Raw genomic sequence first — 23,643 nt, forward strand, 5'->3', positions numbered from 1 at the left:
CTGTCCGGCTCGGTGGTGTCTTGTCCACAGGGCGCGGTCCACCGGGCCGCGGGGCCATCGCTCGGCATAGGATGAGGCACGGCGGGCCCGCGTGCAGGACGCGGGACCGGCCTCCAGGGGATGAGGAGCACGGCATGTCGATCGCCCAGCACGGCCCGTCGGGTGTGGCGCAGGAGCCCACCCGCGAGGTGAGCCCGGTCTGGATCACGGGTGTGGTCCTGGTCAACCTGGGCATCAACGCGGCCTTCTTCGCCCCGCTCCAGGTGCTGCTCGGATTGCAGGCCGCTCAGCTGGACCCGGGCCAGAAGGAAGGCATCCTCGCCCTGGTGACAGGCTGCGGTGCGGCCGTGTCCCTCGTGGCCAACCCCGTCTTCGGGGCGTTCAGTGACCGGACCACCGGGCGTTTCGGACGCCGCGTGCCGTGGGTGGTGGGCGGCGCGGTGGTCGGCGCCCTGGCTCTCGTGGCGCTCGCGGGGGTGCCCGACGTCGCCCTCATGACCCTGGCCTGGTGCCTGGTGCAGGCCGGCTGCAACGGCGCCTACGCCGCCATCACCGCCGCCATCCCGGACAAGGTCCCCACGGAGCAGCGCGCCACGGTCGGCGGACTCGCGGCGATGGGGCAGACGGCGGGCATCCTGCTGGGCGCCGTCATCGCGGCCGTGGTCAGCGGCAATCTGTGGCTCGGCTACGGACTGGCCGCCCTGGCGCTGGTGCTCGGGGTGGTCCTCTTCGCGTTCCGCTCAGGGGACGAGCCGCTCCCGCGCGACGCCGTCCCGCCCCTGAACTGGGGGAAGTTCCTGCTGAGCTTCATCACGCCGCTGGCCTCCGCCGATTTCCGCTGGGCCTGGATCACGCGCCTGCTGGTGAACATCGGCAACCATATGATCACGCTCTATCTGCTCTTCTTCCTCACGGACGCCGTGCACCTGCAGGAGACCCAGGGCATCCCCGCGGAGACCGGCGTGCTCATCCTGACGGGTCTCTACGCGATCTTCGTGATCATCACCAGCGTGATCGGCGGGCGGATCAGCGATCGGATGGGCCGGCGGAAACCGCTGGTCATCATCTCGTCCGCGATCATCGCCACCTCCGCTCTGATCCTGGCGTTCTCCCCGACCTGGGCGGGCGGCCTGATCGGCGCCGCGGTGCTCGGGATCGGCTTCGGCGCGTACCTCGCCGTCGACTTCGCGCTCATCACGCAGGTCCTGCCCCACGCCGAGGAGCGCGGCAAGGACCTGGGCGTCATCAACATCGCGAACTCGCTGCCGCAGGTCATCGCGCCGGCCATCGCCTGGCCGTTCGTGACGCTTTGGGGCGGGTATCTCTCCCTCTATGTCGCCGCCGCGGTGATCGGATTGCTGGGGGCGGTGTTCGTGGTGCGGATCAAGGGAGTGGAGTAGCCGTGGCCGGTCCCCAGCCTCCCGGGAAGCCTCCCCGGAACCTGCCCCCGCATCCGGTGGGCGGCGGGATGCCCGTGCATCGGGAGACGCGGGAGATCACCCCCTTCGTGGGCGTGGTCTTCCAGGTCTCGGTGCGGAAGATCGCCGGGGGACTGGGTGAGCGGATCAGGGCCGGGCGCGGCCTGGACCCGGTGAACCGCTTCGCTTTCCGGGAAGGACCCGGGCGGCTGCAGGGATTCTCCGGGAAGTTCGCCAAGGCGCTCCACGCCGAGATCACGATGGGCGGCGGGCCGGAGCGGCTCATCCTCCTGGCCCGGAGCCACAGTGGCTTCGCCGGGCTCTGCTACGTCCTGGCCGGGCTGCGGGCTTACCAGGGGCGGCAGTACCCGCAGGCGGTGGAACTGCTGCGCCGCGGGCAGGAGACGCTCGTGGACGACTCCGCCCACCGTTTCATGCAACGACACCTGCTGGGCCTCGTGGTGGAGGTCGAGCTCAGTGACGGGGTCGCGGCCCGCATCCTGTACTCCGATGAGGCCCTGCACTACGCCGCCGCGCACGCGCTGCGCGAGGTCGGCGAGGTGGAGGCCGCCGTCGTCGAGCTGGAACAGGTGCCGCACTCGCCCGCCAAGGCGCTCGCGCTCGCGCAGCTGGCGAGTCTGCAGGAGGACTTCGAGTCCGTGATCCGGCTGAGTGAGGGCGCACGGAACGCGGACGAGCTGAGCGCCGCGCTGCTGCTCCTGCGGGCGCGCGCTCAGCGGCAGAGCGGCCGCCTCAAGGACGCGGACGAGACGCTGACCGAAGTGCTGCGGCGCAAAGGCACGGCGCTGCAGCTGCGCAATGCGGCGCTGACCGAGCGCGCGCTTCTGGTGCTCGACGCCGGCTGGAAGGCCCTGCCGCGCACGCGCCCCGGGCGGGTGGCGGCGAAGCCGCGGTCGGGTGAGCGGGACGCCCACCAGGAGTGGAGCAAGGAGTTCCGGAGACTCAAGCGCCGGAAGTGACCCCGGAAAATCCCGGAAGAGGCCCCGAACCGGCCCGGAAGGGGCTTCTGAACTGCGGTTTCGTCATGGGTGGTTGACGCGCGGTGAGCGGATCGGCTTGAGTGGAGAGACCACGCGAACCGGGGAGGCGGCGCTGCGCATGAGTGACGAGTATGACCTGATCGTGTTGGGCGGTGGCCCGGTGGGCGAGAACGTGGCCGACCGTGCTGTCCAGGGTGGCCTCACGGCCGTGATCGTGGAGAGCGAACTTGTCGGAGGAGAGTGTTCCTACTGGGCCTGCATGCCGTCGAAGGCATTGCTCCGGTCCCCGCAGGCTCTCCGGGCTGCCCGGAAGGTCCCCGGCAGCGCCGAAGCCGTCACGGGCGACCTCGACGTCCGCGCCGTTCTGAACCGCCGCGACTCCTTCACGAGCCACTGGAAGGACGACGGGCAGGTGTCCTGGCTCGACTCGGCCGGGATCGACCTGGTCCGCGGGCACGGGCGCCTCAGCGGTGAGCGCCGGGTGACCGTCACGACGCCGGACGGTGAAGATCGCACGCTCACGGCCCGCCACGCCGTCGTGCTGAGCACCGGCTCCGACGCCGCGGTTCCCGGGATCCCCGGTCTGCGCGAGGCCAAGCCCTGGACCAGCCGCGAGGCGACGAGCGCCGAGGAGGTGCCGGATTCCCTCGTGGTGGTGGGAGGCGGCGTCGTGGCGGTCGAGATGGCGACGGCCTACGCCGCCCTGGGATCGCAGGTCACCGTGCTGGCGCGGAGCGGATTGCTCGGCTCGGTGGAGGACTTCGCCGGGGACCTGGTGGCCGATGGGCTGCGGGACCTCGGCGTGGACGTGCGCCTGGGCGTGAAGACTCTCTCCGTGGAGCGCGACGACGAGGGCGTGACCGTCCGCACCGATGCCGGCGACGTGCACGCCGCCGAGATCCTCGTGGCCACGGGCCGGAAGCCGCGCAGCGGTGACATCGGCCTGGAGGCGGTCGGACTGGAGCCGGGTGCTTCCGTCACCGTCGATGACACGCTGCGCGTGCCGGGCGTGGACTGGCTCTACGCGGTGGGCGACGTCAACGGCCGCGTGCTCCTCACCCATCAGGGCAAGTACCAGGCGCGGGCCGCCGGAGACGTGATCGCGGCGCGTGCGCAGGGTCAGACGGTCGACGACGGCGCGTGGGGCCGCCACGTCGCCACGGCCGATCACGCCGCGGTGCCACAGGTCATCTTCTCCGAGCCGGAGGTCGCCGCCGTGGGCCTCACCGAAGCGGAAGCCCGTGAGGCGGGGCACCGGGCGCGGGCCGTGGATGTCGAGTTCTCCTCCGTGGCGGGTGCGTCCCTGCACGAGGACGGGTATCAGGGCCGCGCCCGCTTCGTGGTGGACGAGGACCGCGAGGTGCTCCTCGGGGTGACGTTCGTGGGGCCTGATGTGGCCGAGCTGATTCACGCCGCCGCCATCGCGGTCGTGGGCGAGGTGCCCGTGAAGCGACTTTGGCACGCCGTCCCGTCCTACCCCACCCTGAGCGAGGTCTGGCTGCGGCTCTTGGAATCGTACGGGCGGCAATCCGCCTGAGGGGTCGGCTCCGAAGAGTGTCAGAGGCTCACCGTAGTGTCGTCAGGACACGGGAGAAAGAAGATCATGCACACCGAATTTGCAGGAAACGGCCGCCCTCACGGGTCCGCCGGCAGCGTGGCTGAGCCGAGGGCCGCCGTCGCGCGGACTGAGACCGCGCTGCTGGAAAGCACGCGGGACGCGGTCCTGGCGTGTCCGAACGGCCCGGCGCGCGCCGGAAACCGGGGGCGGGCCGGACGATGATCGAATTCCGCTCCGTCTCCAAGACGTTCCCCGACGGCACGCTCGCCGTGGACGGCTTCAACCTGGTCATCCCGCCCCGTCAGACCACCGTCCTGGTGGGCTCCTCCGGATCGGGCAAGACCACCCTTCTCCGCATGATCAACCGCATGGTGGAGCCGAGCTCCGGCACCGTGGAGATCGACGGCGACAGCGTCCTCGACCGTGATCCGGTGGCCCTGCGCCGTGGCATCGGCTACGTCATGCAGAACTCCGGCCTGATGCCGCACTTCACGGTGCTGGACAACGTCGCCACCGTGATGCGCCTCAACGGCGCCTCCCGGGCCGACGCCCACGCGCGCGCCCGCGAGATGCTGGACACCGTGGGCCTCTCCCAGAAGCTCGCGGACCGGTACCCGAGCCAGCTGTCCGGCGGCCAGCAGCAGAGGGTGGGGGTGGCCCGGGGCCTCGCCGCGGACCCGAACATCCTGCTCATGGACGAGCCGTTCGGAGCGGTGGACCCGATCGTCCGCGCCGAGCTCCAGCAGGAACTCCTGCGCCTCCAGTCCGAACTCGGCAAGACCGTGGTGTTCGTGACCCATGACATCGACGAGGCGTTCCTGCTCGGCGACCGCATCGTCATCCTCGGCGCCGGCGCGCAGATCGTGCAGGAAGGAACGCCCGAGGAGATCATCGCCAACCCGGCGGACGACTTCGTGGCCGCCTTCATCGGAGCGGACCGGGGCAAGCGCGCCCTGCGTCTCGTGGAGACTCCCGAGGGCACCGTGGTGGTCGACGCGACCGGGCGGGCCCAGGGGGCGCTCGTGGACGCCCCGGCGACGTCGGGAGCCGTGGGCGGACCCGCCCCGTCCGTGGCGCCGGGCGGCGGGACCGGCGGCTGACGTGACCTGGATCCTCGACAACCTGGGGCTGATCCTCAACCTGACCGGCGTGCATCTGCGGCAGAGCGTCATCGCCCTGGCCCTCGGCATCGTGGTCGCGATCCCGCTGGGCCGGTTCGCCTGGCGGTACCGGCTGGTGCGCGGACCCGTCATCCTGCTGACCGGGCTCCTCTACACGATCCCGTCGCTCGCGCTGCTGATCTTGCTGCCGGCGCTCTTCGGCTACCCGGCCACCAACGAGGCCAATCTCGTCACGGCGCTGACCATCTACGCCGTCGCCATCCTGGTGCGTTCCGTGGCGGATGGTCTCGACGCCGTGGACCCGGACGTGCGCCGAGCCGCCACCGCCATGGGCTACGCGCCCGCGCGCCGGTTCTGGACGGTGGAACTGCCCCTCGCCGCCCCCGTGATCCTCGCCGGGGTGCGCGTGGCGGCCGTCAGCACGATCGCGCTGGCCACGGTGGGCACCCTGATCGGGGTCAACAACCTGGGCTATCCCTTCACCAACGGGCTGGACCGCCGGCTCATCGAAGAGGTGTTCGCCGGAGTCGCCGCCGTGGTGATCCTGGCGGTTCTCGTGGACGTGGTCCTGGTGCTTCTGGGACGCTTGCTCATGCCCTGGCAGCGCGCCACGAACGGGCGGGCGAAGCGCTCGCGGGTCACGGATCCGGCGGAGGTGTCCGCATGAACCTCTTCGCCGATGCGGTCCGTTGGCTGACCGATCCCGAGCAGTGGACCGGCACCTACGCGCTCCCCACCCTCCTCGGCCAGCACCTGCTGTACACGGCGCTGTCCGTGCTGATCGCCGCCGTCGTCGCGGTGCCCGCCGGCTGGCTCATCGGCCACACGGGACGCGGCCGTGAGGTGGCCGTCGCGATCTCCGGCGCCGCCCGCGCCATTCCTTCGTTCGGCCTGCTCATCCTGCTGGTGCTGCTCTTCGGGGTGCTGCAGGTGCCGGCTGCGGCCCTCGTCACGTTCGTGCTGCTCGGCATCCCGTCCCTCCTGGCCGGCGCGTACACCGGGATCGAGGCGATCGACCGCCGCGTGATCGACGCCGCCAAGGCCATGGGCATGACCCCGTGGCAGGTCTTCTGGAAGGTGGAGTTCCGCCTCGGACTGCCCCTGCTCATCGGCGGTCTCCGTGCGGCCACGCTTCAGGTCATCGCCACCGTCACTATCGCCGCCTACGTCAATCTGGGCGGCCTCGGCTGGCCCATCATCCAGGGCATCCCGCTGCGCCGCTTCGATCAGGTGCTGGCCGGCGCCCTGCTGGTGGCCGTCCTCGCCCTGATCGTCGATCTCCTGTTCGCCCTGGCTCAGCGCGCCGCCGTCCCCGCCGGGGTCCGCGCGTCAGGCGGCGGGCGCCAGGAGACCGAACCCCGTGCGCGCCGTCGCACGTCATCCCGCGTCCGGCTGAACACCCCAGCCGCGTCCAGACAGCACGCCGAGTGAAACTCCGCGTGAGGAAGTGAAGAGAGGAACCACCATGTTCACTGCTCGCATCGCCAGGATCGCCGCGGCCGGCGCCGCGCTCGCCGTCACGCTCGCCCTCAGCGCGTGCGGTTCCGGCAACCCGCTGGACCAGCCCAGCACCGCGGGAGGAGGCTCCGGGGACAAGATCGTCGTCGGGTCGCAGGCGTACTACTCGAACGAGATCATCGCGGAGATCTACGCCCAGGGGCTCGAGAAGGACGGCCAGAAGGTGGAGCGCCGCTTCAACATCGGCCAGCGCGACGCCTACATGGGCGACGTGAAGTCCGGGGCGATCAGCCTGTTCCCCGAGTACACCGGCAACCTCCTGGAGTTCCTGCAGGGCAAGGCCGCTTCGACCAGCCCGGCCGATGTGTACGCCGAGCTGAAGAAGGCCCTGCCCAAGGGTCTCGTGGCGCTCGACTACGCCCAGGCCGCGGACCAGGACACCTACACGGTGACCAAGGCGACCGCCGACAAGTACGGCCTCCAGACGATCGCGGACCTGAGCAAGGTCCAGGGCAAGGTCACGATCGGCGGCGCCCCGGAGTTCGAGAAGCGCCCGTACGGACCGGCTGCCGCGAAGACCCAGTACGGCGTGGATCTCGCCTTCTCCGCGACCGGCCCCACCACCCTGGACGCGCTGCGTGCCGGGACGGTGCAGGTGGCGGACATCTACTCGGCGGATCCGGCCTTTGAAAAGGGTGACCTGGTCACGCTGAAGGATCCGAAGAACATGATCCTGTCCTCCAATGTGGTGCCGATCGCGAGCGAGGCCGTCTCCGGGAAGATCTCCAAGGTGATCAACGCGATCAGCGCGAAGCTGACCACCGAGGAACTGGTGAAGCTGAACGTCCAGAGCACGGTGGACAAGCGCCAGCCGGCCGAGATCGCCACGGCCTGGCTCAAGGACAAAGGCCTGAGCTGACCGGCCTCGGCTGATCGGCAGGGGACGCTCCGGGCAGGGGGAGGAGCGTCCCCGCCGTCGCGGGTCATGGGATCCGTGACGGCTGACGCGTGATGGAACGGAGGAGCGATGACGGCTCAGCATCCCGAGGACGGCGACCCCCTGCTCACGGGGCCGCGCGGCACAGTGCCTGACGGCGCCGTCGTCGACTGGCTCCTGAGCGGTGACCCCGCACTGCGCTGGCAGGTCCTGCGCGATCTCCTGGACGCGCCCGCCTCCGTGTGGGAGGCCGAACGGGCGCGGATCGCGACCGAGGGCGCCGGCGCCAGGCTGCTCGCCCTGGCCGGGGAGGACGGCCAATGGGCCGGCGGGTCCTTCGTGCCCGAGGGCTTCACCCCGGCGGACTGGAAGGCGGAGGGGCAGCCCTGGACCGCCACCACCTACAGCCTCACGCAGCTGCGCGAGTTCGGTCTGGACCCCTCCACTCTGCGGATCCGGGAGATCGTGGAACTCGTAGGCCGGAACTCCCGCTGGGACCATGACGGCCAGCGGTTCTGGGACGGCGAAGTGGACACCTGCATCAACGCCAGGACGCTCGCGGACGGCGTCTATTTCGGGCTCGCACTTCCTGCTCTCGTCGAGTGGATGCTCGCCGAGCAGCAGCCCGACGGCGGCTGGAACTGTGAGCGCGAGAACGGTTCCGTGCGCTCCTCCTTCGACACCACCATCAACGTCCTCGAGGCGCTCCTGGAACTGGAACGCAACGGGCAGGGCACCCCGGAGACCCGGCGGGCGCGTCGGGCGGGCGAGGAGTACCTCCTGGAACGCGGTCTCTTCCGGCGGAAAAGCACCGGCGAACCCGCCGACCCCGGGTACCTTGAACTCCGTTACCCCTGGCGGTGGCGCTACGACGTCCTCCGTGCCGCCGACCACCTGCGGGCCGCGTCGCTCGTGGACGGCACCGCGCCCGACCCCCGGCTGGCCCCGGTGATCGACCATCTGCGCTCCCGTCGTCAAGCCGATGGCCGGTGGCTCCTGGACGAGGAACTGCGTGGCCGGGTCTGGTTCACGCTCGACGACGGCGCCGGACTCCCGTCGGGCTGGATCACCTTCCGGGCGCTCCGGGTCCTCCGCTGGTGGGAGGCGGGGCAGGGCGCCTGATGCGCGGGCCCGGTCCGTGGATCCCGTCAGGGCGTCAGGACCGACCGCAGCCCGGTTCCGGCCGCCAGATCCTCGAGGGCGTCGGCGGCCTCGGAGAGGGGCCGGACACGGTCGATGAGCCGTTCCAGCGGCAGCAGGCCTGCGAGGTGGAGCCGCGCGAGCCGGGGGATGTCCACCTGCGCCACGCTCGACCCGTAATTGCACCCCAGGATGCTCTTCCCCTGGTCCGCCAGGTCGAACGGGTCGATGCTGGCCCGGGCGCCGATGCGGGTCATGCCGACCAGCACGGCGGCGCCGCCCGGAGCGAGCAGTCCGGGGAGGGTCTCGATGACCTTCTCGTTCCCGATCGCCTCGAACGCGAAATCCACGCCTCCGAACTGTTCCGTGACGAATTCGCTCAGGTCCGTCTCGCGAGGGTCCAGGGTGACCGTGGCCCCCAGTTCGCGTGCCATGGCCCGCTTCTCCTCGGACAGGTCCACGGCGATGATCGGGTCGGCGCCCGCGAGGCGGAGTCCCATCACCACGGAGAGGCCCACCCCGCCACAGCCGATGACCACGGCGGACGCTCCCGCTGGGACCTTCGCGGTGTTCAGGACCGCTCCCACGCCGGTGGTCACCGAGCAGCCGAGGAGGGCGCCCACGGTGAAGGGCAGCCGTTCGTCGACCTTGACCGCCGCCGACTCCGGCACGACCACCTCCGGCGTGAAGGTGCCCAGCCCGAGGTAGGGCCACAGAGGCTCGCCGTCGCCGTCGCGGAATGCGGTGGTGCCGTCCGGCAGGGTGTTGGACAGTGCGGTGGTGCCGGTGCACAGCCAGCCGCGGCCGGCGGCGCAGTTGACGCACCGTCCGCACGGGGCGAACCAGGACAGCACCACATGGTCGCCGGGCTGGACGGTGGTGACGCCCGGTCCGGTCTCCTCGACGACGCCCGCGGCCTCGTGCCCCAGGACCAGGGGCTGCTCCGCAGGCCAGTCGCCGTTCACGATGTGCAGATCCGAGTGGCAGACGCCCGTGGCACGGATGCCGACGCGCACCTGGCCCGGTCCGGGGGACGCCACGGTGAGCGGCTCCCGGGACACTCCGCGCCCGGTGCGGAACGTGGTGGCTTCGGTCATGGTGATCTCCTGATCGGAAGGCTGCACAGTCGGAAGGCTGCACAGTCGGAAGGCTGTGAATGAAGGGTGTGGAGGCGGACCCGCCTACGCGAGACCCTGCCCGGAGAGCTGTTCGTCGCTCCGGCGTCGTTCGCTCTCCTCCGCCGCCAGATCGAGCGAGCGGCCCAGCAGCCAGTACGCCACCGAGGTGACGGCGAGGCCGACGAGCCAGGCGATGTCGACGTCGCCCAAGGCCGAGGCCACCGGACCCACGAAGCTCCAGTCGCCGATGGTCGGCAGGACCATGAAGGGGATCTCGCTCAGGAGGCCGATGGCGAACGCGGTGAGCCCGCGCCAGCCCCAGGCTCCGTAGATGCCGTTCGGCGTGAAGAGGTCCGCGATCGCGTAATGGCCGCGCCGCACCACGAAGAAGTCGACCAGATTGGTGGCCGTCCACGGGACCAGGATGTAGAGCATCAGGGTCAGCGCGGAGAAGACCGTGGCGACGGAGCCGGAGCTGATCGAGGAGGCCACGAGGTACCAGAGCACCGCGAGTCCGAGGACCGTGACCACGCGGGCTGTGGTCTTGGGTTTGATCGGGCGGATCGAGTCGACCGTGGTCAGGACCGTGAGCATGCCGCCGTAGGCGTTCATGCCCATGGTGGCGGTCAGGGCGAGGGCCGAGAGCAGCGCGGCGACGTTCCCGAGGGACGGGAAGATCGTGTTGCCCGCCGTCTGGAGGCCGGCGAGGCCGTCGGTCGCGCCGAGGGCGATCGACAGCCACGCGCCCAGCGAGATCAGCCAGATGGCCGAGGACGAGGCGCCGAAGAAGACGGCGGCGATCACGGACCGCGCCGGGGTGTTCGTGGGAAGGTACCGCGAGTAGTCGGAGACGTAGGGGGCGTAGGTGATGTTGTACGCGGCGCAGGCCGCGAACTGGGCCATGAACGCGACCCAGGTGAAGCCGTAGTGCGAGGAATCCCAGGACCCGCCGGCGCCGCCGCTGATGACGCCGATGGTCAGGATCGTCATGATGGGCAGCGAGACGTACAGCAGGATGCGGAACGCCTTGTGCAGCCAGTCGTGGCCGAAGATCGCCAGGCCCGCGCCGGCCACCGTCGCGAGAATGGCGATCAGCGTCGGGTTCCAGCCGAAGGAGCTGTTCAGGCCTTCGCTCAGCAGGACCGTGTCCGCCACATTGAACGCGATGTACGTGAAAAGGGTGGCGAGGAGCGGGACCACGACGCCGCGGTAGCCGAACTGCGCCCGCGACTGGATCAGCTGGGGCAGGCCCATGGTGGGGCCCTGGGAGGCGTGGAAGGCCATGAAGACCGTGCCGACGGCGATGCCCAGGACGCTCGCCACGACGGTCCAGCCGAGGGAGAGCCCCATGGACGGGCCGATGAATCCGATGGGGATGGAGAAGTACTGGAAGTTGCCGAGGAACCACAACGGACCCTGGTGCCAGAGTTTGCCGTGGCGTTCGCTCTCCGGGACCCAGTCGATGGACCGGGCTTCGATGAGCCGGGCGGGGCTGCCGGTGTCAGAAGGGGTGGTGGTCATGGCGTTCCTTCGAGGGGAGGGATCCCGGGGTGTGAGGTCCGGGAGAAGGGGGATGACGGCGTATCGGACGAGGCTGGAAGAGTCGGGTTGTCTTCTATGCAACGAAAGTTTTCACCATGGTATGGCCTGGATCACACTTTAATCAAATGGCATTTGGTTTTAGGTCGTGCAGACGGGACCTGGAATACTCGGACCATGGCCAGACCCCGCACGCGTCTTCTCTCGCGCGACATCATTCTGGACGCGGCGCTGGAACTGATCGACCGCCACCATGACTTCACGATCCAGGGGATCGGCAAGCACCTGGGCGTGAACCCGTCGTCGCTGTATCACCACCTCAGCGGCGGGCGGGACGAGATCATCAACGCGCTCCGCGAGCGGTTCTACCGGAAGATCAGCCTCGACGCGCTGCGGGACGCGGACCGCCCCTGGCAGGAGCGCGTGGAGCACTGGATCCGCTCCTACCGCGAGGCCGTGGCCCAGTACCCCGCCGCGATCCCGCTCCTGATGGGGCGCATGGTGGATGACCGGCCCACGCTCGCCGTGTACGAGACGCTGGTCGTGCTCCTCGCCGAGGCGGGGGTGCCCGCCCGGCAGCGGGTCGCGGTGGTGTCGATGCTCGACGCCGTCGTGTTCGGTTCGGCGGCCGACGCCGTCTCGCCGGACCCCCTCTGGCTCACGACCCCGCTGTCGCAGCCGGCGCTTCACGAGGCGGTCGCCGCCGCGACGCCGTCCGAACGGGTGGCCGAAGGGCTCACCCTCGCCATTCAGGCGTCCGTCGCCTGGATCGAAACGCTGGCGGCGAGAGCGGCCGAGGAGGCTACGCCGTCCCGGCCCCCGGCGCCCGGCGACGCATGAGCGCGCGGCCCGGCACGCCGTCGTACACCCGGGTGAAGCCCGCCTGCTCGAAGAGCGTCACCGTCCCGTGGAACAGGTCCGAGGAGTTCGCCTTGGGGCGGCTGGCGGTGTCCACCGGGTAGCCCTCCACCCAGTCGGCGCCGTGCTCGGCGGCGAAGGCGACCGCCGCATCCAGGAGCGCACGGGCGACTCCACGACGGCGGTGCGTCCGCGCCACGACGAAACAGCTCACCACCCAGTGGTCACCGTCCTCGGGCGGGGCGGCGCGGTCGGCCTTCTGGACGAGCTGCAGGTGCTCCACGCGCGGGTAGCAGCGGCGCGGTGCGACGGCGGCCCAGCCGACCGCCGTCCCGTCGGCGAAGGCCAGCACCCCCGGCGGCACCTCGTCCTGTTCGAACTGCTCGCGCAGGAGCTCCTTGCGCTCCGCGCGCGGCCGGCTCTTCCACTCGGCCGGACGCAGGGTGAACCACTGGCACCAGCATCCCGCCGCGTCCCCGCCGAGGGAGAAGAGGCGTTCCACCTCCTCCCAGTCGGCAGGGGCCGTCCTGATGCCGTCGGGCCGGGGTGCGCGCGTGTCCACGGTGCTCATGAATCCACTCTGACGTGGGTCGGGTGTCCTGTCGAGAGCCGGGGTCCGTACCATCAGAAGGTGCGACTTCTCCTGATCGGCTTCGGTCTCCTGCTCCTCGGCGGCATCGCGGTGCTCACCGGCGTGCTGCCGGCCACCGAGGCGCTCGCGCTGGGCGAGCGGGTGCTGCCGGTGCTGCTGTTCGCGGGCGGGATCACGGTGGTGGCCGAACTCGCCGCCGACGCCGGGGTGTTCCGCGCGGTCTCCGGCCTGCTGGCGGGCCTGGCCCGGGGCCGGACGGTCCTGCTCTGGCTCCTGGTCGTGCTGCTCTCCATCCTGTGCACCGCGTTCCTCTCGATCGACACCACGGCCGTGCTCCTGACACCCGTGGTCGTCCTCCTCGCATCGCACGCCGGACTGCGGCCGTTTCCGTTCGCCCTGACCACGGTCTGGCTGGCCAACACCGCGTCGCTGTGGCTGCCCGTGTCCAATCTGAGCAATCTGCTCGCCACCCATCGTCTGGGCGACGGCACCGCCGGAGGGTTCCTGCAACTGCTCTGGGCGCCGGCCCTGGTGGCGAGCCTGCTCCCGGCGCTCCTCATCTTCCTGCTGTTCCGGCGGGAGCTGCGGGGCACTTTCACCCCGGAGGTGGTGAAGCCGCCGGAGGACAAGGTCCTCTTCTGGATCTCGGCGGCCGTCACCGCGGTGCTGCTGCCGCTGCTCACGAGCGGCCTCGAGCCCTGGATCCCGGCCTGTGCCGCCGCGGCGGTGCTGCTCGTGGTGTTCGCCGTGCGACGCCGGACCTCCCTGAGCTGGCGGCTGTTCCCCGGTCCGCTGATCGTTTTCGTCTGCGGCCTCTTCCTCGTGGTGCAGTCGGTGCACTCGCTCGGCGTGACGACTGTCCTGAGCGGGCTGGGCAACCAGGGCTCGGGCCTTCCGCAGCTCCTCGCCATGGCCGGCAGCGGCGCCGTCGGCTCCAACGTCGTGAACAACCTCCCGGCCTACCTCGGCCTGGAGCCTTTCGCGACGTCGCCTCAGCTGCTCGGCAGCCTCCTGATCGGCGTCAACACGGCGCCGCTCGTGACGCCGTGGGCGTCCCTGGCCACGCTCCTGTGGCACGACCGCCTCACGACGGTGGGTGTCAGCGTCAGCTGGGGCGCCTACATCCGGTTGGGTCTTGTCGCCGCCCCGCTCGTGATGGTCACGTCGGTCCTTGCCCTCTGGCTCACCCACGGCTGATCCGTCACCTCGGTTCGCTATGGTTGCTGTAGTCAACCGATCCCAGGAGGTCTCATGTCGTACATCGTGGATTTCGTCAACGTCTCCACCACCGGTCTGGAGTCCTCGCCCGTCGTGGACGCGCTCGCCGGACTGCGGGCGAATGAGGCCCGGTACTTCAAGAACAAGTACGACCACGTCTTCACCGTCCAGCCCGCCGCCGAGGCGCCCGAGGTCCTGGAGCGCGTGAACCGCATCCTGCGCGAGGAGCGGGAGATCGTCATCGAATCCACGCCGCTGGAGGTCTCCTCCTTCGAGGTGGACGGGATCCGGATGGACTACGTCATTTACGAATCGGGCCTGGTCCTCAACGTGATGTACACGCTGGAGGACGGCGGGAAGCGGGCCGTGGGCTTCAAGCTCTCCCAGGGCATGGAGGTCCCCGAGGAGCTGGCGTCCTGCTTCAAGTTCGCCCGCCAGAAGTCGAAGCTGGCCGGGGAGATCCGCGGCTCGTACTTCGTGATCAAGGGCGAATACTGAGCCCCGGTCCCTGAACGGGCGGACCCCCGCCCTCATGGAAGGAAGTCCGGTCGTGCCCTCATCCCAGGCATCCCCGTCCCGGCCCGCCGTGCGCGCCGCCGGAGTGTTGTTCCTACTGGCCCCGTGCTGGTACCTGTTCTGCGAGACCATCGCCGCGCTCGGCTTCCCCGGGTACGACTACGCCCGCAACTACATCAGTGACCTCGGCGTCCCGGCCGGCGGCGTCTTCGAGGGCCGGACGATGGAGTCGCGTCTCGCCGAGGTGATGAACGCCGGCTTCATCGGCGAGGGACTGCTGATCACCCTCGCCGTCGTCGCGCTGCTCGCGGCGGATGCGGGACGACGACGGCGCCGGGGCGCCCTCTTCGCCCTCCTCCTCGTGCACTCCGCCGGCATCGCCGTGGTGGGCCTGGTGCACGGCTCGCCGGAGAACGCGGCCAACGGGCTGATGCTGTTCCACGGCCTGGGGGCCGTGGCGGCCATCGGGGCCGGCAACGCGGCGGCGCTCGTGGCGGGGACCGGAGACGCGCTCGCTGTCGGGGACCGGCCCGGTGGCGTGCTGTACCGGAGGATCAGCACGGTCCTGGGCGCGCTCGGCTTCGTGTTCGCCGTGCTCCTGATGACGCACACCTGGCTGCCGGACGGCGTCTGGGAACGGGGTGCCGTCTACACGATCATCGCCTGGGAACTGGTCACGGGCATCGTCCTGCTCCGCCGAAGCGCTCCCTGACCGCGGCCGGACCGCCCGGCTCGCCCTGGCTCGCGAGGGAACAGCTGGCGCCCTTTCCCATGACGGAAAGAGGCGCCAGCTGTTCCCTCGCGGCGGGGTTCAGTGCGCTCAGCGCGCCGCGGCGAGGGCGAGGGCATGACCGGTCTGCGAGTCGGCGGACGTGAGCAGATCCTCGGGACGGCCGGCGAAGAGCAGTTTGCCCCCGTCCGATCCGGCGCCGGGACCGATGTCGATCACATGGTCGGCCTGCGCGACGACCCGGAGGTTGTGCTCCACCACCACGAGGGTCGCACCCGCGTCCACGAGCTCCGCGAACAGGTCGTTGATCCGGTCCACGTCGCTCGGGTGGAGGCCCGTGGTGGGTTCGTCCAGCACAATGCGTTTGGCGCCGAGGTCGCCGGAGGCCTGCAGGTGCCGGGCCAGGAGGAGCCGCTGTTTCTCGCCGCCGGAGAGGGTGTCCAGCGACTGTCCCACGGCGAGGTACCCGAGCCCGACGCGTTCCAGCCAGGTCATGGCGGAGACGATGGCCGGATGTTCCGCGAAGAGCCGGGTCACGGATACCGCCGTCATCGTCAGGACGTCTGCGATGGTGTGGCCCGCGATCCGGACGCTCAGCGCCTCGCCGTTGAACCGCGCGCCGCCGCACACGTCGCAGGGTGTGGCGACATCGTCCAGGAACGCGAGTTCCGTCGTGATGTAGCCCTTGCCCTTGCACGCGGGGCAGGCGCCCTTCGAGTTGAAGCTGAACCAGGCCGGGGCGAGGCCGCCGGCGTCGGCGAACACCTCACGGACCTCATCGGCGATGCCGAGAACGCTGAGAGACGTGGAGCGGACCCCGCCGCGCAGCGGGTCCTGGCCCACCACGGTGAACTCCGGATGCTGGCGCGGCAGTTCCTCCGTGGCGAAGGAGCTCTTGCCGGAGCCCGCGACGCCGGTCACCGCGGTGAGGAGGCCGAGCGGCACGTCGACGTCGAAGCCGCGCAGATTGTGGGCGGACGCCTGCCTCACGGTGACGGCGCCTCGGGGCTCACGGAGCGTCTCCTTGAGGTGAAGTGGCCGGGAGATCAGCCGTCCCGTGAGGGTTCCGCTCTCCGCCAGTGCGCTCGGCGTTCCTTCGAACTGGACCGTGCCGCCGTCCGGCCCGGCGCCGGGTCCGATGTCGATCACGTGATCGGCGACCCGGATCACCTGCGGGTGGTGTTCCACCACGAGCACGGTGTTGCCCTCGTCCCGCAGCCTGTGCAGGAGGCGGTTGAGCCGTTGGACATCGGACGGGTGCAGCCCGGTGGAGGGTTCGTCGAAGACGTAGGTGACATCGGTGAGGGCGCTGCCCAGATGACGCACGATCTTGACGCGCTGAGCCTCCCCTCCGGACAGCGTCGAGGACTGGCGGTCCAGGGAGAGGTACCCCAGGCCCACGGACAGCAGTGCGTCGAGGGTGTGGCGGATCCCCACCAGGGCCGGCTCCACCCGCGGATCGTCCATCCCCTCCAGGAGTGCGCGGAGTTCCGCCACGGACAGCGCGGACCAGTCGGCGATCGAGCGGCCGTCGATCAGGCTGTTCCGCGCCGCGGCGTTCACCCGGGCGCCGTGGCACTCGGGGCAGGTGCGACGTGACGTCAGATGATCCAGTTCTTCGCGCACCGGCGCCGCGATCTTCTCCGGACGGTTCTTGACGTACACATCGCGCATCCGGGTGACGACGCCGTCGAACCGTGCGGTTTTGGGGAAGCGCGGGTCGGGGTTCTCGAGCTTGAGCTGGTCGGCGTAGAGGAAGAGGTCCATCTCCTCTGGAGTGTACTCGCCGAGCGGCTTCTTCCGGTCGAACAGCCCGCTGTAGGCGAAGCGCTTCCAGCGGTAGACACCGGGCCGGAACTGGCTGAATCGCACTGGGCCCTCGTCGATGTTCTTCGAGGAGTCGATCAGCGCCTCGACGTCGATGTCGACCACGGTGCCCAGCCCTTCGCACCGGGGGCACATGCCGGTGGGGTCATTGAAGGAGTACGCCGGAGAGTAACCGGCGGAAGGTTCTCCGACGCGGGAGAAGACCAGGCGCAGCAAGGGCGCGACGTCGGACGCCGTCGCGACGGTCGATCTCGCGTTGCCGGTGAACCGACGCTGATCGATGAGGGCGGTGAAGGTGAGCCCTCCCATGGCCTGCACCTCCGGGGCGGGAAGCTGCGGCAGCCGGTTCCGCACGAAGGTCGGGTAGGAGTCGTTGACCAGCCGCTGGGCTTCCGCGGCGATGGTGTCGAGGACGAGGGAGGATTTGCCGGATCCCGACACCCCGGTGACCACGGTCAGCGCCTTCTTGGGCACGTCCACGCTGACGTTTCTGAGGTTGTTCGTGCTCGCACGAGTCACCCGGATGACGCTTTCCCCCTGCACCGCTCCCATGAAGCCATCGTAGGCACGGCGCCCGCCGTCGTCGCGCCCCCGGCTCCTCACGAGAGAACACATGGTGCCCCTTCCCATGCTGGGAAGGGGCACCATGTGTTACTTCGCGGGATGGAGAGGGATCAGATGCCCACCGAGGTGATCGCGTTGTTCACCTGGGTGCAGTCTGCGGTGGTGGTGCCGGCGACGCCGTTGGTGACGTTGGCGGTGCAGGCCTGCTTCAGTGCGCTCTTGAGGGAGGCGTACGTGGCGTTGGACGGCAGCAGGGTCTGCGTGGTCCAGTACAGCTCGGCCGCCTTGTGGACGCCCAGACCGGTGATGGTCTGACCGTTGAAGGTCGCGCCGTCGGTGATCAGGTAGGCCAGCTTGTTGCCCACACCGCTGTTGGTGTGGACTCCACCGTAGTCATTGTTCTGGTTCGGGTTGGTGCTGGTCGCGTGCCAGTACGTGCCCTTGTAGATCTCCGGCTGCTGGTAGTTCTTAGGGCTCTTCATGTCACGGATGACGCCCAGCGAGCTGCCCTCGCCCATCTTCCAGCGGTTGGCGGCGGTGTCATCCGCGCTGCCGTTGCTGATGTCGGTGAGTTCGCCGAAGACGTCGGACATGGACTCGTTGATGGCGCCGGCCTCGTTCTGGTACTGCAGGCCATTGGTGCGGGACGTGACGCCGTGGGTCAGCTCGTGGCCGGTGACGTCATCGGTGGTGACACCCTCGCCGTAGACCATCGCGCTGATCTCATCGGACCAGAAGGCGTTGGTGTACGGGCAGGCGTCGCCGCTGACGCACTGACGGACGCTGCCGCGGATGGCGGTGCCGAGGCCGTCGCTGTAGTTCGCGCCGACCAGGGTGGTCAGGTCACCGGCGTTGGTGTTGGCCGCGTAGAAGGAGCTGGTGTCGCCGAAGAAGTTGTAGACGGCGTTGACGTCGGCCACGGTGGAGGCCGCCTGGCCTTCCTTGCGCTTCAGGACGTTCTTGGTGCCCACACCGCACTTGAGGTCGTCATAGGTGACGCCGCTGTTGCGGTTGGCGTCACACACGGCGCGGTTGAGCTCGTGGGTGTTGGTGGCGGTGGCCAGGACCGTCGGGGCGCCGGTGGCGGCAACGGTGACGGTGAAGCTGGCGTCCTTGTTGCTCACCACGACTTCGTACGCCGGCTGGCCGACGGTGCCGCCTTCCGGGAAGCCTGCGAGGGCCGGTGCGTACCAGACGGTCTTGGTGACCTTGGCCTTGGAGGCCGGGAGCTTGACCTGGGTGGCGGCCGCTTCCTTGGCGGCCTTCTCGCCCTTGGCCAGATCGCGCTGCTGCGGGAACGTGGCGCTGGTGGTGCCGGTGGCCACGGAGCCCATGGCCTGGATCAGGGCGCCGTCCTTGTCAAGGGTCTGGGCGATCGAGGAACCGGCCACTTCGTGACCGTCGATCACCTGGACGAAGCGGGCGAGGTGACCGGCGCCGAGCTGCTGGTCGCGGACCTGCTTGAACTGGGATCCGGGCGCCGAGCCGAACGACTCCTCCAGCATTCCGCTGACGGTATTGCGATCGACACGATGTGACTTGCTCTTGAAGACGAAGCTCTCGGCCTGGCCTGACTTCGAGGTGAACGCTTGGCTGTCGTCCGGATTGTTCTGACCGGCCCAGGCCGTGTTGACGGAAAGGCCGACTGTGGCAAGTGCGCCGACAGCGCACATGGTTCCCAGCCTCTTGAGGCCTGACGTGGATCGCACGATGATTCCTCCTGATTTTGTGTGGTGTTGCCCCCCGACTGAGAATGCAGGAGAAGTTAACCCTCAGTCAAGAGCTTTCCAAATTTGTCATGAAATGACAGCTTCAAAAAATCGAGGCGAACTGAGAGTCCACTCCGCAACTTCCGCGGGATCACAGGGAAGCGCCGGGCACCGGCCGTCGCACCCGGCCTTCGGGTGGACTTCGCGTTAGCCTTGGAACGCGGCGTGTGTCGAAGCCGTGTCACATCGCCCGGAGGGAGCATGACCGATGCGTGAGCCATCCAGGACCACCGCCCATGGGACGGTGCCGCCCCTGCACCTGGACCCCCGGGCGATCGGCTGGGTCTTCGGCGGCGGGGTGGTCGGCGCCTACGCCCGGTACGGGCTGTCGGTGGCCATCCCGGCCCCTGGCGGCTGGCCCTTGGCGACCGTGCTGATCAACGTGCTGGGCGCGTTCCTGCTCGGGCTTCTGCTGGAGGCGCTCATCCGACGCGGCTCGGACATCGGCTGGGCACGCCGTCTCCGGCTCGTGGCCGGCACCGGCTTCCTGGGCGCCTTCACCACGTACAGCACCTTCGCCGTCGACGCCGTCCATCTGCTCCAGGCCGGCCGCCTCGCCGAGGCATTCGGCTACCTGGCCGCGACGCTTCTGCTCGGTGGCGCCGCCACGGCGCTCGGCATCTGGCTCGCCGCGGTGAGCCATCGGCTGCGGGAGTCGCGCCGGGACGGCCGCGCGACGCCGGGAGGAGGCGCATGAGTGCCTTGATCCCGCTCTGGCTGGCTCTCGCGGGAGGGGCGGGCGCCGTCGCGCGTTTCATGCTCGACGGCGCGGTGCGGCGCCGCTGGCCCACGGACTTCCCCTTCGCTACCCTCGTCATCAACGTGACCGGATCGTTCGCCTTGGGCGTGCTGACCGGGGCTGTGGCGGCCCAGAGGATGGGTCCGGAGGCCCTGCTGATCGCCGGCACCGGGTTCCTCGGCGGGTACACGACGTTCAGCACAGCCAGCATGGAGACCGTCCGGCTCCTGCACAATCGTGAGCCGCTGCGGGCGGTGCTCTACGGTCTGGGCGGCGCGGCGCTGTGCCTTCTGGCCGCGTGGGGCGGGATCCTGCTCGCCTGACACGGGTCGGTCGGCGCTCGCGGTTCCGGTGCATGGTTCCGGGCATGTGAAAGCCCGTCCGAACCGGTGGTGTCACCGGTTCGGACGGGCTTCGTGATCAGGCCGTCAGGGCCTGTCCAGTGCGCCGTGAATCAGGCGGCGCCGCCGGACCGGACGCCCGCCTCGATCCGTTCGCCGACCTCCTGGTCGATCTTCTTCCAGTACTCGAAGACCCGGCTGAGGACCGGTTCCACGACCTGGCCGGACACCATGCCGACGACCGTGTCCACGAGGCGGTCCCGCTCGGCGTCGTTCATGACGTCGCGGACCAGCGTGTGGGCCTGGCCGAAGTCGTCATCCTCGGCGTGCAGCGTGTACGCGGCCCGGACCATCTCGCCGTCGGCCTCCCAGCCGTTCTCCGCCCGGCCCTCGGTGTCCTGGTACGGACGGCCGTAGGAGTTCGGGGCGTAGACGGGGGCCGCGCCGCTGTGGTGGTACTGCATGGCCCCTTCCTTGTCGTAGGAGTTCAGCGGGACCGCGGGGCTGTTGACCGGCAGCTGGTTGAAGTTCGTCCCGAGCCGGTTCCGCTGCGCATCCGGATAGGAGAAGATCCGCGCCAGCAGCATCTTGTCCGGGGAGACACCGGTGCCCGGCACCAGGTTCGACGGGCTGAACGCGGCCTGCTCGATCTGGGCGAAGTGGTTCACCGGGTTCTGGTTGAGCGTGAAGCGGCCCACCGGGATGCGGGGGTAGTCCTTCTTGGACCACACCTTGGTCAGGTCGAAGGGGTTGAAGCGGTAGCTCCGGGCCTCCTCGTACGGCATGATCTGGACCTCGACGCGCCAGGACGGGAACTCGCCGCGGCCGATCGATTCGAAGAGGTCCCGGCGGTGGGCGTCGGCGTCCTCGCCGGCCAGGGTGGCGGCTTCGTCATTCGTGAGGAACTCGAGGCCCTGCTCGGTCAGGAAGTGGTACTTCACCCAGAAGCGCTCGCCGGCCTCGTTGACCCACATGTAGGTGTGGGAGGAGTAGCCGTTCATGTGGCGCCAGCTCCGCGGGATGCCGCGGTCGCCCATGAGGTAGGAGACCTGATGCGACGACTCGGGGGAGAGTGTCCAGAAGTCCCACTGCATGTTGACGTCCCGCAGACCGGAGTCCGGCAGGCGCTTCTGGGAGTGGATGAAGTCCGGGAACTTCATCGGATCGCGGACGAAGAAGGTCGGCGTGTTGTTGCCGACGATGTCGTAGTTGCCGTCCTCGGTGTAGAACTTCAGCGCGAAACCGCGCACGTCCCGCCAGCTGTCCGGCGAGCCGAGTTCGCCGGCCACGGTGGAGAACCGGGCGAGCATGGGGGTCACGGCGCCCTGCTGGAACAGCTTCGCCTTCGTGTAGGCCGAGACGTCCTCAGTCACCTCGAGCTGCCCGAAGGCGCCGGAGCCCTTCGCGTGGGGGCTGCGTTCCGGGATGCGTTCCCGGTCGAAGCGCGCCAGCTTCTCCACCAGGGCGACGTCGTGGAGGAGCAGCGGACCGTTGGGGCCTACGCTCAGCGAGTGTGCGTCGCTGTCGCGGCGCGCGCCCGATTCCGTGGTCGACGGCACCGGGGCGTCGAGTTGCGAGTCACTGTTGAATGTCATGTCGTGCTCTCCTTCGGTCGTTCGGGTCAATCCGTTCCCGGGCGAGGTGCACTCGGCGCCGAAGGAGAACCCTCGGCAGTCCGGATCCACGGGGGACCGGAGCGTGGCGCCATCGCTCTGAGCTGGGGTTTCCCTCTCCGGACGGCACCGGATCGCGAGTTGCGCCTCGCACGGCCATTCTTCAAGAAACCATCACGAGCGTCAAAGGCATCGCGCCCGTGGGGTATGGCGACCGTGCGGGGAACGGGGTTTCATGCGCCGGCGCCGGAGGAAATGGGGCGGAACGATGTCTGGCATGAGGCGAGGACCAGCGCCCGTCAGATCGGAACGGGCCATGCCTGAAGCGAGCCTCCCGCCTGGACATACGGCGAACGATTCGAGCTTCGCCTGCAGTTGCTGAATCAACTCCTTCAGGCCTGTCCGGGCGGAAGGCTCCGACGGGATCCACAGCAGGGGCGCATCCGGCAGAGGCTACATCAGGGGAACGACCGTCAGGGATCCGACATCGCGGAAACGGTCATCCTGGATGATCAGCGCCGGACGAGGTTTGGGGGCATACCCGCCACCGGCCACCGTCCAGATCTCGCCCCTCACTCCGCGTCCCATGCCCCGGACACTTCGACGATCCACTCATGGACCGCGTCGTGTCGGTCTGCCTCTGCGACCAGGGCGTGATCGGCGCTGGAGCGGAGCTGAAGGTGTGATTTTCACCGGGGCCATTTCTCAGGGAATCGCCCCGATCGTTTTCAGGACCACGGTGGTCGCAGTCCATGCTCCGGTAGCTTTGGAGATCAAATCGAGGAGGGCGTTCGCCTTATTTATGGCGCTGGATTCGCGGCCTGCGTTCATGTCCGCTTCCAAAGCATCTGCCGTAGATGCAGCCTCCTCCGCCTCAACGCCGGACAACGACCCGGAATCCAGACGCAATGCCTCGATGAGTTGGACCAGTTGCTCAGTAGGCAGCGTCTCGATCCGCCGGGTTTGGCTTATCGCTGTATTCGAGGTCCCCACAGCGACGGCACTTCCGGGGCTGTTTTTGATGGTTGTCTTGGTCTTCTTCCGCTTCTTGATCTTGGTCTGGTTCCCGATGAGTGTCTTGATAGTCACCTCTGTCTTGGCTCCGTTCGCGAGTTGATGCCAGTCGCGATCGCTGAGCTTCACGTACGAGGGTGGGTTGGCGAAGAGCACCCATGACAGGGTTTGGAAGAACTGCTCGAGCTTGTCCTGTGAGTACGCCGGGAGAATGATCTGCCGTGATCGGAGGTCCGCCAAGATCCAGTGCCTGTCTGCCTTCGACGTCCCCTTCCGCCTCCAGAAGACCCCCAGGGAGACTGCTTTGCCTTGGGTGGGAGACTGGTCCTTCACAAAACCCAAGAGCTCACCTCTGATCCGAAGGATCTCCTTCTCGTTCAACCGTGCTTGCGCCGCGTAACGGCGGATGCGCGCTCTCGGTACCAGAATGAATAGCGCAACGATCACAACTGCACACACTGCCAGGACGATGATGGCCCATGTGACGAACGTCTGGAGGTTCGACGTCAGGGTGCTGAGCGGGGACAGATGCGTCGGGGTCGGCGTTGGAGTTGGTTTCACAGTGGCAATCT

At 69.1% G+C, this 23,643-nt stretch carries 22 protein-coding genes; 14 read left to right on the plus strand and 8 right to left on the minus strand.

The genetic code is table 11. The features are described from left to right. The first annotated feature begins 134 nt into the window (after nt 1–134). From BLV63_RS02750 to BLV63_RS02785, 8 genes are all read left to right on the plus strand, one after another. Nucleotides 135–1,400 carry an MFS transporter gene (locus BLV63_RS02750; protein WP_066213750.1) on the plus strand — a complete coding sequence of 422 codons (1,266 nt, stop codon included), beginning with the start codon at nt 135–137 and terminating at the stop codon, nt 1,398–1,400. Nucleotides 1,401–1,402: 2 nt separating this feature from the next. Continuing rightward, nucleotides 1,403–2,398 (plus strand): hypothetical protein, encoded by a 996-nt coding sequence (locus BLV63_RS02755; protein ID WP_066213754.1) that lies wholly within the window; start codon nt 1,403–1,405, stop codon nt 2,396–2,398. A gap of 139 nt (nt 2,399–2,537) precedes the next feature. Further along, complete coding sequence (locus BLV63_RS02760) at nt 2,538–3,956, plus strand: dihydrolipoyl dehydrogenase family protein (protein WP_066213757.1); 1,419 nt, start codon at nt 2,538–2,540, stop codon at nt 3,954–3,956. A 239-nt stretch (nt 3,957–4,195) separates the two neighbouring features. Next, nucleotides 4,196–5,077: an ABC transporter ATP-binding protein gene (locus BLV63_RS02765; protein WP_066213762.1), complete on the plus strand. Its 882-nt coding sequence runs from the start codon at nt 4,196–4,198 to the stop codon at nt 5,075–5,077. A gap of 1 nt (nt 5,078) precedes the next feature. After that, nucleotides 5,079–5,765: an ABC transporter permease gene (locus BLV63_RS02770; protein ID WP_066213765.1), complete on the plus strand. Its 687-nt coding sequence runs from the start codon at nt 5,079–5,081 to the stop codon at nt 5,763–5,765. Continuing rightward, the gene (locus BLV63_RS02775) at nt 5,762–6,529 is read left to right on the plus strand and encodes an ABC transporter permease (RefSeq protein WP_066213768.1); all 768 of its coding nucleotides are present in this window, start codon (nt 5,762–5,764) and stop codon (nt 6,527–6,529) included. The genes BLV63_RS02770 and BLV63_RS02775 overlap by 4 nt, the downstream gene beginning before the upstream one ends. 34 nt (nt 6,530–6,563) lie before the next feature. Further along, the gene (locus tag BLV63_RS02780; protein ID WP_066213772.1) at nt 6,564–7,475 is read left to right on the plus strand and encodes an ABC transporter substrate-binding protein; all 912 of its coding nucleotides are present in this window, start codon (nt 6,564–6,566) and stop codon (nt 7,473–7,475) included. Between the two features lie 108 nt (nt 7,476–7,583). Then, nucleotides 7,584–8,615 carry a hypothetical protein gene (locus tag BLV63_RS02785; RefSeq protein WP_254780443.1) on the plus strand — a complete coding sequence of 344 codons (1,032 nt, stop codon included), beginning with the start codon at nt 7,584–7,586 and terminating at the stop codon, nt 8,613–8,615. A 26-nt stretch (nt 8,616–8,641) separates the two neighbouring features. Here BLV63_RS02785 and BLV63_RS02790 read toward each other — a convergent pair whose 3' ends face one another. Next, entirely contained in the window at nt 8,642–9,730 is a 1,089-nt protein-coding gene (locus BLV63_RS02790) for an alcohol dehydrogenase catalytic domain-containing protein (protein WP_066213775.1), read from the minus strand. An 84-nt stretch (nt 9,731–9,814) separates the two neighbouring features. Beyond that, nucleotides 9,815–11,272 carry a purine-cytosine permease family protein gene (locus tag BLV63_RS02795; protein WP_066213777.1) on the minus strand — a complete coding sequence of 486 codons (1,458 nt, stop codon included), beginning with the start codon at nt 11,270–11,272 and terminating at the stop codon, nt 9,815–9,817. A gap of 195 nt (nt 11,273–11,467) precedes the next feature. Between BLV63_RS02795 and BLV63_RS02800 the strand changes: the two genes are divergently transcribed. Further along, nucleotides 11,468–12,130, plus strand: coding sequence for a TetR/AcrR family transcriptional regulator (locus tag BLV63_RS02800; protein WP_066213779.1), 663 nt, complete (start codon nt 11,468–11,470; stop codon nt 12,128–12,130). Here the strand turns inward: BLV63_RS02800 and BLV63_RS02805 are convergent. Then, nucleotides 12,093–12,719, minus strand: a complete 627-nt coding sequence (locus tag BLV63_RS02805) for a GNAT family N-acetyltransferase (RefSeq protein WP_074783952.1) — start codon at nt 12,717–12,719, stop codon at nt 12,093–12,095. The two genes, BLV63_RS02800 and BLV63_RS02805, sit on opposite strands and share 38 nt — an antisense overlap. Before the next feature lie 60 nt (nt 12,720–12,779). On the opposite strand from BLV63_RS02805, the gene BLV63_RS02810 reads away from it, so the two are divergent. Genes BLV63_RS02810 through BLV63_RS02820 form a run of 3 tightly spaced genes read left to right on the plus strand, consistent with a single transcriptional unit; the run spans nt 12,780 to nt 15,186 of the window. Beyond that, nucleotides 12,780–13,937 (plus strand): SLC13 family permease, encoded by a 1,158-nt coding sequence (locus BLV63_RS02810; RefSeq protein WP_066213781.1) that lies wholly within the window; start codon nt 12,780–12,782, stop codon nt 13,935–13,937. A 54-nt stretch (nt 13,938–13,991) separates the two neighbouring features. Continuing rightward, the gene (locus BLV63_RS02815; RefSeq protein WP_066213786.1) at nt 13,992–14,456 is read left to right on the plus strand and encodes a DUF8821 family protein; all 465 of its coding nucleotides are present in this window, start codon (nt 13,992–13,994) and stop codon (nt 14,454–14,456) included. Between the two features lie 52 nt (nt 14,457–14,508). Beyond that, nucleotides 14,509–15,186, plus strand: coding sequence for a DUF998 domain-containing protein (locus BLV63_RS02820; RefSeq protein WP_066213789.1), 678 nt, complete (start codon nt 14,509–14,511; stop codon nt 15,184–15,186). 108 nt (nt 15,187–15,294) lie between these two features. Here BLV63_RS02820 and BLV63_RS02825 read toward each other — a convergent pair whose 3' ends face one another. Together BLV63_RS02825 and BLV63_RS02830 are read right to left on the minus strand one after the other, a co-directional pair. Next, nucleotides 15,295–17,583, minus strand: a complete 2,289-nt coding sequence (locus tag BLV63_RS02825; RefSeq protein WP_066213792.1) for an excinuclease ABC subunit UvrA — start codon at nt 17,581–17,583, stop codon at nt 15,295–15,297. 122 nt (nt 17,584–17,705) lie between these two features. After that, nucleotides 17,706–19,304 carry a M4 family metallopeptidase gene (locus tag BLV63_RS02830; RefSeq protein ID WP_139244628.1) on the minus strand — a complete coding sequence of 533 codons (1,599 nt, stop codon included), beginning with the start codon at nt 19,302–19,304 and terminating at the stop codon, nt 17,706–17,708. 268 nt (nt 19,305–19,572) lie between these two features. Between BLV63_RS02830 and BLV63_RS02835 the strand changes: the two genes are divergently transcribed. Next, nucleotides 19,573–20,061: a fluoride efflux transporter FluC gene (locus tag BLV63_RS02835; protein WP_082724116.1), complete on the plus strand. Its 489-nt coding sequence runs from the start codon at nt 19,573–19,575 to the stop codon at nt 20,059–20,061. After that, the gene (crcB, locus tag BLV63_RS02840; protein WP_066213796.1) at nt 20,058–20,426 is read left to right on the plus strand and encodes a fluoride efflux transporter CrcB; all 369 of its coding nucleotides are present in this window, start codon (nt 20,058–20,060) and stop codon (nt 20,424–20,426) included. The genes BLV63_RS02835 and crcB overlap by 4 nt, the downstream gene beginning before the upstream one ends. Nucleotides 20,427–20,557: 131 nt before the next feature. Here the strand turns inward: crcB and BLV63_RS02845 are convergent, their stop codons facing one another. From BLV63_RS02845 to BLV63_RS02855, 3 genes are all read right to left on the minus strand, one after another. Beyond that, on the minus strand, nt 20,558–22,039 hold the full coding sequence (locus tag BLV63_RS02845; protein WP_066213799.1) for a catalase: 1,482 nt from the start codon (nt 22,037–22,039) through the stop codon (nt 20,558–20,560). A 471-nt stretch (nt 22,040–22,510) separates the two neighbouring features. Continuing rightward, the gene (locus BLV63_RS02850; RefSeq protein ID WP_082724117.1) at nt 22,511–22,645 is read right to left on the minus strand and encodes a type II toxin-antitoxin system PemK/MazF family toxin; all 135 of its coding nucleotides are present in this window, start codon (nt 22,643–22,645) and stop codon (nt 22,511–22,513) included. 117 nt (nt 22,646–22,762) lie between these two features. Then, nucleotides 22,763–23,632, minus strand: coding sequence for a hypothetical protein (locus BLV63_RS02855; RefSeq protein ID WP_066213801.1), 870 nt, complete (start codon nt 23,630–23,632; stop codon nt 22,763–22,765). Between the last annotated feature and the right edge of the window lie 11 nt (nt 23,633–23,643).

Origin of the sequence: Arthrobacter woluwensis (genome assembly GCF_900105345.1) — a bacterium.
Classification (GTDB): Bacteria; Actinomycetota; Actinomycetes; order Actinomycetales; family Micrococcaceae; genus Arthrobacter_E; species Arthrobacter_E woluwensis.

Excerpts from the sequence above, each read along its gene's own strand:
- BLV63_RS02750 (WP_066213750.1), top strand. The coding sequence starts at position 135 with ATGTCGATCGCCCAGCACGGCCCGTCGGGTGTGGCGCAGGAGCCCACC.
- BLV63_RS02760 (WP_066213757.1), top strand. The coding sequence starts at position 2,538 with ATGAGTGACGAGTATGACCTGATCGTGTTGGGCGGTGGCCCGGTGGGC.
- BLV63_RS02765 (WP_066213762.1), top strand. The coding sequence starts at position 4,196 with ATGATCGAATTCCGCTCCGTCTCCAAGACGTTCCCCGACGGCACGCTC.
- BLV63_RS02775 (WP_066213768.1), top strand. The coding sequence starts at position 5,762 with ATGAACCTCTTCGCCGATGCGGTCCGTTGGCTGACCGATCCCGAGCAG.
- BLV63_RS02780 (WP_066213772.1), top strand. The coding sequence starts at position 6,564 with ATGTTCACTGCTCGCATCGCCAGGATCGCCGCGGCCGGCGCCGCGCTC.
- BLV63_RS02785 (WP_254780443.1), top strand. The coding sequence starts at position 7,584 with ATGACGGCTCAGCATCCCGAGGACGGCGACCCCCTGCTCACGGGGCCG.
- BLV63_RS02790 (WP_066213775.1), bottom strand. The coding sequence starts at position 9,730 with ATGACCGAAGCCACCACGTTCCGCACCGGGCGCGGAGTGTCCCGGGAG.
- BLV63_RS02795 (WP_066213777.1), bottom strand. The coding sequence starts at position 11,272 with ATGACCACCACCCCTTCTGACACCGGCAGCCCCGCCCGGCTCATCGAA.
- BLV63_RS02800 (WP_066213779.1), top strand. The coding sequence starts at position 11,468 with ATGGCCAGACCCCGCACGCGTCTTCTCTCGCGCGACATCATTCTGGAC.
- BLV63_RS02805 (WP_074783952.1), bottom strand. The coding sequence starts at position 12,719 with ATGAGCACCGTGGACACGCGCGCACCCCGGCCCGACGGCATCAGGACG.
- BLV63_RS02815 (WP_066213786.1), top strand. The coding sequence starts at position 13,992 with ATGTCGTACATCGTGGATTTCGTCAACGTCTCCACCACCGGTCTGGAG.
- BLV63_RS02825 (WP_066213792.1), bottom strand. The coding sequence starts at position 17,583 with ATGGGAGCGGTGCAGGGGGAAAGCGTCATCCGGGTGACTCGTGCGAGC.
- BLV63_RS02835 (WP_082724116.1), top strand. The coding sequence starts at position 19,573 with ATGCGTGAGCCATCCAGGACCACCGCCCATGGGACGGTGCCGCCCCTG.
- crcB (WP_066213796.1), top strand. The coding sequence starts at position 20,058 with ATGAGTGCCTTGATCCCGCTCTGGCTGGCTCTCGCGGGAGGGGCGGGC.
- BLV63_RS02845 (WP_066213799.1), bottom strand. The coding sequence starts at position 22,039 with ATGACATTCAACAGTGACTCGCAACTCGACGCCCCGGTGCCGTCGACC.
- BLV63_RS02850 (WP_082724117.1), bottom strand. The coding sequence starts at position 22,645 with ATGGGACGCGGAGTGAGGGGCGAGATCTGGACGGTGGCCGGTGGCGGG.